Source organism: Paraburkholderia sp. Ac-20347, assembly GCF_017104805.1.
Classification (GTDB): domain Bacteria; phylum Pseudomonadota; class Gammaproteobacteria; order Burkholderiales; family Burkholderiaceae; genus Paraburkholderia; species Paraburkholderia tropica.
The window spans coordinates 1-10,258 of sequence record NZ_JAAGPN010000283.1 but is presented as its reverse complement, the minus strand read 5'-3'; the positions used below and the strand labels follow the sequence as shown (position 1 = coordinate 10,258).

Below are 10,258 nucleotides of genomic sequence, written 5' to 3'. Positions count from 1 at the left end.
GGGCTTGCGCCGTGCTGCTGGGCCCAGTGCGCCGCGCCGCGCCGCGAGGCGCCCGCCCATTGGTCCAGATGCGCGAGCAGCACGTGCGTGAAACGCCAGACCAGCCAGAGCCCGAGCGCGATCATCGCGAGCGCCACCACGAGCCGGAACGACACCGCGCCCGCCAGTTGCAGCGACGCGCCGAACACCACGCCCGGCAGGATATGCGCGGGCGCCCAGACGAGCGCGGAAATCACGTTCATCATGAAAAAGCGCATCGGCGTCATGCCCGCCATGCCCGCGACGATCGGCACCACGGCGCGCAGCGGCCCGACGAAGCGCGCGAGGATCACGCTGCGCGTGCCGTGGCGCGTGAAGTAGGCTTCGGCTTTTTCGAGGATGGCGGGATGCCGGCTGAACGGCCAGACCTTGACGATGGAGTCGCAATAGCGGCGGCCGATCCAGAAGCTCAGCGCGTCGCCGGCCACCGCGCCGAAGATCGCGCAGGCGAACAGCCAGCCGAGGTTCAGCGCGCCTGTGCCCGCGAAGGCGCCCGCGATGAACATCGCCGTGCTGCCCGGAAAGAAGGTGCCGATGAGCGCGAGCGATTCGAGGAACGCGGCGAACACGACGAACGCGAGCGTCCAGCCGGGATACTCGGCGAGCAGGTGCAGCAGGTGGACGTAGGCGTGCTCCATCGACGCTGGTCGGATGCCCGGTTGGGAGCCGCGCGGGCGGGCGCGGCGGTGGATCGGCGCGGGGCGAAGCGTGCGGCCCCATGCGCAATATAACCGGGGTCGGATTTGCGCGCGCGGTGCTGCACCGCTGCGGTTCCGGCGCGCCGCCGGATCGCGTCCGCGTTCACGCCGCCGCGCCCATGAAAAACGCCCCGCGGCGTGCGTGAGGCACGCGGCGCGGGGCGTGTTGCGCTTGCGGCGCTTGCTGTGCGCTTGCTGCGCGTTCGGATTGCTTCAGTGCTTGACGGCTTCCATCGGCAGCAGGCCGGTCTGACCGTAGAACTCCTGAGCCGCGAACGCATCGCGTTCCTTGCGGGCGCGCGCGCTGTTGTCGAGGCGCGAGACCGTCCAGATGCCGATGAACGCGAGCGGCACCGACACGAGCGCCGGGTTGTCGAGCATGACGAGCGCGTGCGCGTGATGCAGCACGTCGACCCACACCGACTTCGAGAACAGCGTGAGCAGCACCGAAGCCGCGAGGCCGAGCACGCCGCCCGCCACCGCGCCGCGCGTGGTCATGCCGCGCCAGAAGATCGACATCACCAGCACCGGGAAGTTGGCGCTGGCCGCGACGGCCGCCACGAGGCCGACGAGAAACGCCACGTTCGCATGTTCGAACAGGATGCCGAGCGCGATTGCGATCACACTGAGCGTGAGCGTCGCCACGCGCGAGATGCGCATTTCGCGGCGTTCGTCCTTGCGTCCGCGCGCGAGCCAGCTCGCGTACAGATCGTGCGACACGGTGGTCGCGCCCGAGAGCGTGAGGCCCGCCACCACGGCGAGGATCGTCGCGAACGTGACCGCCGCGATGAAGCCGTAGAACAGATTGCCGCCCACCGCCTGGGCGAGCTTCACGGCCACCATGTTCGAGCCGCCGAGCAGGTCGCTCGTCAGATTGAAGTGGCCGCCGGCGTCGAGGCGGAAGAACTCCGGATGCTGCGCGAGCAGCGCGATCGCCGAAAAGCCGATCACGAACGTGAGCAGATAAAAATAGCCGATGAAACCCGTCGCGTAGAACACCGACTTGCGCGCTTCCTTCGCGTTCGGCACCGTGAAAAAGCGCATCAGGATGTGCGGGAAGCCGGCCGTGCCGAACATCAGCGCGATGCCGAGCGAGAGCGCGTTGAGCGGGTCGCGGATCAGCTTGCCGGGCGCCATGATGCTGAGCGCGCCCGGATGCACGTTCACGGCCTGGCGGAACATCTCGTTCGGGCTGAAGCCGAATTGCGCGAGCGCGAGAATCGCCATGAACGTCGCGCCGCACAGCAGCAGCGCGGCCTTGATGAGCTGCACCCACGTGGTCGCGGTCATGCCGCCGAAGAACACGTAGATCACCATCAGCGCGCCCACCACGATTTCGGCGATCCAGTAGTCGAGGCCGAACAGCAGTTCGATCAGCTTGCCCGCGCCCACCATCTGCACGACCAGGTAGAAGATCACCACGACGAGCGAATTGGCCGAGGTCATCATGCGGATCGGGCCTTGCGCGAAGCGATAGGCGACGACGTCGGCGAAGGTGAATTTGCCGAGATTGCGCAGCGGTTCGGCGATCAGGAACATCACGAACGGCCAGCCGACGAGGAAGCCGATCGAATAGATCAGGCCGTCGAAACCGAAGATGAACACCATGCCCGAGAGGCCGAGAAACGAAGCCGCCGACATGTAATCGCCGGCGATGGCGAGACCGTTCTGGAAGCCGGTGATGCCGCCGCCGCCGGTGTAGAAGTCGCGCGTGGTGCGCGTGCGGCGCGCGGCCCATTGCGTGATGCCGAGCGTGACGAGCACGAACAGCAGGAACATGCCGATGGCCACCGGATTGTGCTGATGCGGCGGCATGGGCGCGGCCGGACCGGCGGGCACGTTGGCGTGCGCGAGTGTCGCGGCGGTGCTGAGCGTGCTGCCGAGCGCGAGCGCGGCGAATGAACGAAGCGGGCGCATCATGCCGTCACCTCGTGTTGCAGGCGGGCGATGAGCGCGCGCATGGCCGGGTCGAAGCGGCGATTGGCGCGCAGCACGTAGAAACCGGTCAGCGCGATGGCGCCGAGGATGATGCCCACGCCGACCAGAATGCCGACGCTCGTGGTCGCGCCCGCATACAGCGGATGCGCGAGCTGATGCGGCGCGAGCGCGACGATCAGGATGAAGCCGTAATACAGAACGATCATGAGCGCGGTGAGCGAGAAGCTGAAGCGGCGTCGCGCCGCGATGAGCTGCCGGTACTCGGGATGCGCCTTGATCGTGTCGATCGAGGATGAGGCCATAGGTGTCTCCTTGCCAGTGCCGCCGGATAGGCGACGGACGAACGGGGCCGGGCCACCTTCACGGGGTTGCCTGACGCTTTCTCCGACGGGAACGATGTTGTTGTGTCGTTGAATGCGCCGCGCCGCTGGAGAGCGGGGCGGCGCGCGCGCTTTTTATGCGCGTCTTGTGGGTGCTGCGTGCTTCGTGCTTCGTGCTTTACGCGAGCGTGTTCACGAGTTCCGGAACGGCCGTGAACAGATCGCCGACGAGACCGTAATCGGCCACGGTGAAGATCGGCGCTTCTTCATCCTTGTTGATCGCGACGATCACCTTCGAATCTTTCATGCCCGCGAGATGCTGAATCGCGCCTGAAATACCGATGGCGACGTAAAGCTGCGGCGCGACGATCTTGCCGGTTTGACCGACCTGATAATCGTTCGGCACGTAGCCTGCATCGACGGCTGCGCGCGATGCGCCGAGTGCCGCGTTGAGTTTGTCGGCGAGCGGTTCGAGCACCTTCGTGTAGTTTTCGCCGCTGCCCAGACCACGACCGCCTGAGACGATGATCTTCGCGCTAGTCAATTCAGGGCGATCGAGTTTGGTGACTTCGCGATTGACGAATTGCGCTTTGCCGTTATCCGCTGCCGCTTCGATTTTTTCAAGCGATGCGTTGCCGCCTTCCGCAGCGACGGCGTCGAATGCCGTGGTGCGAACGGTGATGACTTTGATGGCATCTTGAGATTGCACGGTCGCAATCGCATTGCCCGCATAAATCGGGCGCTCGAACGTATCGGCGTTTTCAACCGCAGTGATATCGCTGATCTGCGCGACGTCGAGCTTCGCTGCAATACGCGGCGTAACGTTTTTACCGCTTGCCGTCGCAGGCGCGAGAATATGCGAGTAATTCTTCGCTAAGGAAAGCACCGTCGCTTCGACGTTTTCCGCGAGACCGTGTTCGAGTTGCGGCGCGTCGGCGAGCAGCACCTTCGATACGCCGACGATTTTCGCCGCCGCATCCGCTGCCGCTTGCGCGTTATAGCCCGCGATCAGCACATGTACATCGCCGCCAATTTTCTGCGCCGCTGCAATCGTGTTCAACGTTGCCGCTTTAATCGACTGATTGTCGTGTTCTGCAATTACCAGGTTCGTCATTTTCGATTCGCTCCTCACAACACCTTGGCTTCGGTCTTCAGCTTCTCGACCAGCGTTTTCACGTCAGGCACTTTCACGCCTGCGCTACGCTTGGGCGGTTCCGAAACTTTCAGCGTCTTCAAACGCGGAGCGACATCGACGCCGAGATCGGCGGGTGTAATCGTTTCGAGCGGCTTCTTCTTCGCCTTCATGATGTTGGGCAGCGTGACGTAGCGCGGCTCGTTCAAACGCAAGTCCGTCGTCACGACAGCGGGCAACGTCAAAGCCAACGTTTCCGCGCCGCCATCGACTTCACGCGCCACCGTTGCCTTGCCATCCGCGACCGTGATTTTCGACGCGAACGTCGCTTGCGGAAGATCCGCCAAAGCGGCGAGCATCTGGCCGGTCTGATTCGAATCGTCGTCGATGGCTTGTTTGCCGAGAATCACCAGCGAAGGCTGCTCTTTATCGACGAGCGCTTTCAACAGCTTCGCCACCGCCAGCGGTTGCAAATCCTCATTCGATTCGATCAGCACCGCGCGATCCGCGCCAATCGCCAAAGCTGTACGCAGCGTTTCCTGTGCTTGCGAAACGCCCGCCGAAACCGCAATCACTTCCGTTGCGATACCCGCTTCTTTCAAGCGCACCGCTTCCTCGACCGCAATTTCATCGAACGGATTCATCGACATCTTGACGTTCGCGATATCCACGCCCGTGCCGTCCGACTTCACACGAACCTTCACGTTGTAATCGACCACGCGTTTGACGGGTACGAGAATCTTCACAGCACTCCTCCTGTTCCAACGGGTTTATTCAAGCGGGTTTAAATGACGCCCTTGTCCTTCAATTGCGCGAGTTGTTCGTCGCTATAGCCGAGCGACGCGAGCACGTCGCGCGTGCCTTCGCCGAGTTGCGGCGGCGCGCGGCGCACGGGCATGCGCTCGCCGTCGAAGCGCCACGGCGGCGCGAGCACCGGCGTCGTGCCGCTTTCAGTGTCCGGATGCGGTTGTTGCGTCACGAGTCCCGCATCGGTCGCGCGCTTCGAGAGCAGCGCTTCGCGCAGACCCGCGACTTCGCCGCACGGAATGCCCGCGCCCGCGAGCCGTTCGAGCAGCAGCTTGCGCCCGCGGCTGGCGAGTTCGCGTTCGAGTTCGGGCACGAGCGTCGCGCGGTTCTGCGAACGCAGAATGTTGGTCTTGTAGCGCGCGTCGTCGGCGATATCCGGGCGCTCGATCACTTCGCGTGCGAAGCGTTCGAACTGCGCGTTATTGCCGACCGTGATGACGAGCGGACCATCGGCGGCGTCGAACACGCCATACGGCACGATCGACGGATGCGCGTTGCCGTAGCGCGGCGGATCTTCGCCCATCACGAGCGCTTCGAGGCCGTAGTACGCGGTGATCATCAGCCCGCAATCGAACAGCGCCATTTCGATGTGGCGCCCGCGTCCGCTGCGCTCGCGTTCGTAGAGCGCGGCGAGCATCGCCTGCGCCGAATACATGCCGGTGAACAGATCGACCGCCGCGACGCCGAACTTCAGCGGCGGCCGATCCGCTTCGCCGTTCAGCGCCATCAGGCCCGCTTCGCCCTGCACGACGAGGTCGTAGCCGGGACGCTTCGCTTCGGGACCGGTGCGGTCGTAGCCGGAAATCGAGCAATAGATGAGGCGCGGATTGATCGCGCGAAGCTGCTCATAGCCGAGCCCGAGTTTCTCCGCGCCGCCGAACTTGAAGTTCTGGATAAAGACGTCGCTGTTCTTCGCAAGTTCGCGCACGATCTCCTGCGCTTCGGGCGTTTGCAGATCGAGCGTGAGCGAGCGCTTGTTGCGGTTCACGCTGTTGAAGTACGCGGTCTCGGTCTTGCCGATGCGCACGCCCCAGTCGCGCGTGTCGTCGCCGCGGTCGGGATGTTCGATCTTGATGACGTCCGCGCCGAGGTCGCCGAGCACCATCGCGCTCCACGGCCCCGCGAGCACGCGCGACAGATCGAGGACGCGCACGCCCGAGAGCGGCAGGCCGGTGTTGTGAGTCTGCATCAGCAGGCACTCCTGGTTCGTTGTTGAGGGAAGGCCGCGCGTCGCGGTTGCGTCGTGGTTGCGTCACGCGCGCCTTCCCGTCGCCGGGTTGGAGCGGAGCGCGACGATCAGGCCGCTGCGCGCGAGAGCGCGATATAGCGCGCGAGATGATGATCCTCGTCGCCGAGCTGGTGATCGATCATCACGAGACGCTTGGCGTAATGCGCAAGCGGCAACTCCCACGTCATGCCGATGCCGCCGTGCAACTGGATCGCTTCTTCGGCCACGCGCGCGCCGATGCGCCCGATCGTGACCTTCGCCGCCGACAGCGCACGCTCGCGTTCGACGCGCGCCGCGCCGATGGCCGCCGCCGCGTTGATCACCGACGAACGCGCCTGCTCGATTTCGAGCAGCAAGTCGGCCATGCGATGCTGCAGCGCCTGGAAGCTGCCGAGCGGCGCGCCGAACTGCTTGCGCGTACGCAGATATTCGAGCGTGTGATCGCGCGCCACGTCCATCGCGCCCACGGCTTCCGATGCCAGCGCGACGAGGCCGTAACCGCTCGCATGTTCGAGCGTCGCGAAGCCCGCGCCCGGTTCGCCGACGAGCGCGTCGGCGCCCAGTTGCACGTTGTCGAGCGTGACTTCGGCCGCGCGTCCGCCGTCGATCTTGCGATAGCCGCGCACGCTCACGCCTTGCGCGTCGCGCGGCACGAGAAAGAGCGAGATGCCCGCTTCGTCGAATTCCGCGCCCGACGTGCGCGCCGAAACGAGCAGCATGTCGGCGTGCTCCGCGTGTTGCACGACGCCTTTCGCGCCTTGCAGCAGCCAGCCGTCGCCGCGCTTTTCCGCCCGCGTGCTTACGCGCGCCGCTTCGTAGTGCGAGCCCGGCTCGTCGTGTGCGAAGGCCGCGATCTGCGAGCCGTCGATCAACGATGCGAGGCGCGCGCGCTGCGCTTCGTTGCCCGCGTGCGCGAGCGCACGGCCGACGATCAGCGTGTCGAGAAACGGTTCGACCACGAGGCCGCGCCCGAGCGATTCGAACACGACCGCGACGTCGAAGCCCTGACCGCCGAAACCGCCGTCCGCTTCGTCGAACAGCGCGCCGATCACGCCGAGTTCGGCGAAGCGCTGCCACATCGGCGCGCTGAAGCCTTCAGGCGAGCGCGCGATTTTATCGCGGCTCTCGAAACCGTATTGCTCCGCGATGAAGCGATTGAGCGTATCCGCAAGCATGCGGCGGTCTTCGGTGTGCTGGAAGTTCATAGCAGGACCTCTTAAAGACCGAGAATCATCTTGGAGATGATGTTCTTCTGGATTTCATTGGAGCCGCCGAAGATCGACAGCTTGCGATTGTTGAAATACTGCGACGCGGCGCTCGCGGCATCGTCGGGGCCGATCGGCTCGCCGTCGTAACCTTCGTGCAGCGCTTCTTCGACGAAGGGCGCCGCGTACGGCCCCATCGCGCGACGCAGCAGCGACGAAATCTCCTGGCGGATTTCGGTGCCGCGAATCTTGAGCATCGAGCTTTCCGCGCCGGGGACGCCGCCGCCGGCCACCGCCGCGATCACGCGCAGATTGGTGGTCTTCATGTTCTCCAGATCGATCTCGACTTTCGCGAGACGCGCAGCGAACTGTGGATCGTCGGCGAGCGGCTTGCCGTTGCGCTTCACCTGCTGCGCGGCGTGTTTCAGGCGCGCGAGCGCGGCCACCGAAAAGCCCACGCCCGCGATGTTGGTGCGCTCGTAGGTCAGCAGATATTTCGCGTAGGTCCAGCCTTTATTCTCTTCGCCGACGAGGTTCTCGACCGGCACGCGCACGTCGGTGAAGAACACTTCGTTCACTTCGTGTTCGCCGTCGAGCGTGACGATCGGGCGCACTTCGATACCCGGCGTATTCATGTCGATCAGCAGAAAGCTGATGCCTTCCTGCTTGCGCACGTCGGTGGCGGTGCGCACGAGGCAGAAGATCATGTTCGCGTAGTGGCCGAGCGTGGTCCACGTCTTCTGGCCGTTCACGAGGTAGTAGTCGCCGTTCGCGTCGGTTTTACGCACGGCGCTCGTGCGCAGCGAGGCGAGGTCGGAGCCCGCGCCCGGTTCCGAATAACCCTGACACCACCAGTCCGCGCCGTTCAGAATGCGCGGCAGCCAGTAGCGCTTTTGCGCTTCGCTGCCGTACTTGATGAGCACGGGCCCGAGCATGTTCACGCCGAACGGCACGATGCGCGGCGCGCCCGCAATCGCGCATTCGTTTTCGAAGATGAACTTCTGCACCGGCGTCCAGCCCGGGCCGCCGTATTCCTGCGGCCAGTGATTCGCGAGCCAGCCTTTGTCGTTGAGGATGGCGTGCCATTGCGCCATGTCGTCGCGCGTGAGATGACGGCCGGTGCGCACGATATCGGCGAGACGTTGCGGCAGATGCTCGCGCAGAAAGCTGAGCACTTCGCTGCGGAAGGCTTCTTCCTCGGCGGTGAATTTCAGGTCCATGGTGGTGTTGCTCCTTGCGGCCTGCGCGCGGCAGGAGGTGCCGGGCGCGGGCGGGTGTTCAGGCGCGTGGCGGCGAGGCCGTCATGCGCTGTTCAAGCGATGCGTTAAGTGACGCGCTAAGTGATGCGTAAAGTGACGCGTCTGGCGCGGCGATTCAGCCGATCTGATTGAGGCTCGCGAAGTTCGCGCCGCGCTCCACGAGGTCGACGAGCAGCGGCGACGGCTTCCAGAACAGCGGATCTTCCTTCGCGTATTCGCGGATGTCGGCGAGCACGCTGGCGAGGCCGACCGTATCGGCATATTGCATCGGGCCGCCGCGATAGCGCGGGAAACCGTAGCCGTAGATCAGCGTGACATCCACGTCGAGCGGGCGCAGCGCGATCTTTTCGTGCACGACGTTCGCGCCTTCGTTGATCATCGCGGCCATGTAGCGGCGCAGGATGGCTTCGTCGGTGAAACTGCGCGGCGCAATGCCCGCGCGCTCGCGCTCGGTGCGAATGATCGATTCCACTTCCGGATCGGGCGTGCCCACGCGCGCGCCTTCCGGATAAAGGTAGAAGCCGCGGCCCGTTTTCTGGCCGAACCAGCCGCGCTCGCAGAGGCGGTCGGCGATCTGCACGTAACGCGCTTTCGGATCGCGCGTGGCCGCGCGGCGCTTGCGCGTGGCCCAGCCGATGTCGCCGCCCGCGAGGTCGACCACTTGATACGGGCCCATCGGGAAGCCGAATTCGCGCACGGCCTTGTCGATCTGATACGGCGACGCGCCGTCTTCCATCAGATGATCGGCCGCCGTGCGATAGACGGCGAGAATGCGGTTGCCGATAAAACCGTCGCACACGCCCGCGCGCACCGGCACCTTGCGCAGCTTCTTCGCGAGTTCGAACGCGGTGGCCACGACGTCGGCGCTCACGGCTTTCGGCACCACGACTTCGAGCAGCTTCATGATGTTCGCGGGCGAGAAGAAGTGCAGGCCGATCACGTCCTGCGGGCGCTTCACGCTGGCCGCGATGGCGTCGATGTCGAGATACGAGGTGTTGGTGGCGAGCACCGCGCCCGGCTTGCAGACGCGGTCGAGTTCCGCGAACACGGCCTGCTTGACGCCCATTTCCTCGAACACGGCTTCGATTACGAGGTCGACGTTCGCGAGCGCGTCGTACGACGTGCTGCCGCTGAAGCGCGCGAGCGTCTGCGCCTTCGCTTCGGGCGTCATGCGGCCTTTCGCGATGAGGCCGTCGTAGACCTTTTCGACATGCGCGCGGCCGCGTTCGAGCGAGGCGTCGTCGCGTTCGATCATCGTCACGGGCAGGCCCGAATCGAGCACGGCCACGGCGATGCCCGCGCCCATCGTGCCGCCGCCGACCACGCCGACGCTTTCGATCGCGCGCGGCTTCGCGCGCTTCGTTTCCGGCGCCTTCTGCACTTCGCGCTCGGCGAAGAACGCGTGGACGAGACCCGCGCGCTGCGGGCTGTCGAGGCATTCGAGGAACAGCTTGCGCTCGACGCGCATGCCTTCCTCGAACGGATGATCGAGCGCGGCCTGCACGCAATCGATGATCTTCAGCGGCGAGAACAGGCCGCGCGATTTCTTCGCGGTTTCGGCGCGCGCGGCGTCGATGGCGGACTGCGAGGCGGCGCGGTCGGCGAGCGCCTGCGCGTCGCGCGTGCGGCGCG

General features: G+C 65.2%; 9 protein-coding genes. All 9 read right to left on the bottom strand.

The features are described 5' to 3' along the window. The coding region (locus G3N97_RS32485; protein WP_205997023.1) for a DedA family protein at nucleotides 1–677 on the bottom strand (677 nt) is incomplete at its 3' end. Between the two features lie 273 nt (nucleotides 678–950). Next, a complete protein-coding gene (locus tag G3N97_RS32480) occupies nucleotides 951–2,657 on the bottom strand; it encodes a cation acetate symporter (RefSeq protein WP_205997022.1) in 1,707 nt (568 codons plus the stop codon). Continuing rightward, nucleotides 2,654–2,977, bottom strand: coding sequence for a DUF485 domain-containing protein (locus G3N97_RS32475; protein WP_205997021.1), 324 nt, complete (start codon nucleotides 2,975–2,977; stop codon nucleotides 2,654–2,656). Before G3N97_RS32475 ends, G3N97_RS32480 begins: the two co-directional genes overlap by 4 nt. Before the next feature lie 196 nt (nucleotides 2,978–3,173). Further along, nucleotides 3,174–4,109: an FAD-binding protein gene (locus G3N97_RS32470; protein WP_205997020.1), complete on the bottom strand. Its 936-nt coding sequence runs from the start codon at nucleotides 4,107–4,109 to the stop codon at nucleotides 3,174–3,176. 14 nt (nucleotides 4,110–4,123) lie between these two features. Next, nucleotides 4,124–4,873 (bottom strand): electron transfer flavoprotein subunit beta/FixA family protein, encoded by a 750-nt coding sequence (locus tag G3N97_RS32465; protein WP_205997019.1) that lies wholly within the window; start codon nucleotides 4,871–4,873, stop codon nucleotides 4,124–4,126. Nucleotides 4,874–4,911: 38 nt separating this feature from the next. Then, nucleotides 4,912–6,123, bottom strand: coding sequence for a CaiB/BaiF CoA-transferase family protein (locus G3N97_RS32460; protein ID WP_205997018.1), 1,212 nt, complete (start codon nucleotides 6,121–6,123; stop codon nucleotides 4,912–4,914). 107 nt (nucleotides 6,124–6,230) lie between these two features. Beyond that, the gene (locus G3N97_RS32455) at nucleotides 6,231–7,367 is read right to left on the bottom strand and encodes an acyl-CoA dehydrogenase (RefSeq protein WP_205997017.1); all 1,137 of its coding nucleotides are present in this window, start codon (nucleotides 7,365–7,367) and stop codon (nucleotides 6,231–6,233) included. An 11-nt stretch (nucleotides 7,368–7,378) separates the two neighbouring features. Further along, entirely contained in the window at nucleotides 7,379–8,587 is a 1,209-nt protein-coding gene (locus G3N97_RS32450) for an acyl-CoA dehydrogenase family protein (RefSeq protein WP_205997016.1), read from the bottom strand. A 154-nt stretch (nucleotides 8,588–8,741) separates the two neighbouring features. After that, the coding region (locus tag G3N97_RS32445) for a 3-hydroxyacyl-CoA dehydrogenase NAD-binding domain-containing protein (RefSeq protein WP_205997015.1) at nucleotides 8,742–10,258 on the bottom strand (1,517 nt) is incomplete at its 5' end.

Excerpts from the sequence above, each read along its gene's own strand:
- G3N97_RS32455 (WP_205997017.1), bottom strand. The coding sequence starts at position 7,367 with ATGAACTTCCAGCACACCGAAGACCGCCGCATGCTTGCGGATACGCTC.
- G3N97_RS32475 (WP_205997021.1), bottom strand. The coding sequence starts at position 2,977 with ATGGCCTCATCCTCGATCGACACGATCAAGGCGCATCCCGAGTACCGG.
- G3N97_RS32460 (WP_205997018.1), bottom strand. The coding sequence starts at position 6,123 with ATGCAGACTCACAACACCGGCCTGCCGCTCTCGGGCGTGCGCGTCCTC.
- G3N97_RS32480 (WP_205997022.1), bottom strand. The coding sequence starts at position 2,657 with ATGATGCGCCCGCTTCGTTCATTCGCCGCGCTCGCGCTCGGCAGCACG.
- G3N97_RS32450 (WP_205997016.1), bottom strand. The coding sequence starts at position 8,587 with ATGGACCTGAAATTCACCGCCGAGGAAGAAGCCTTCCGCAGCGAAGTG.
- G3N97_RS32470 (WP_205997020.1), bottom strand. The coding sequence starts at position 4,109 with ATGACGAACCTGGTAATTGCAGAACACGACAATCAGTCGATTAAAGCG.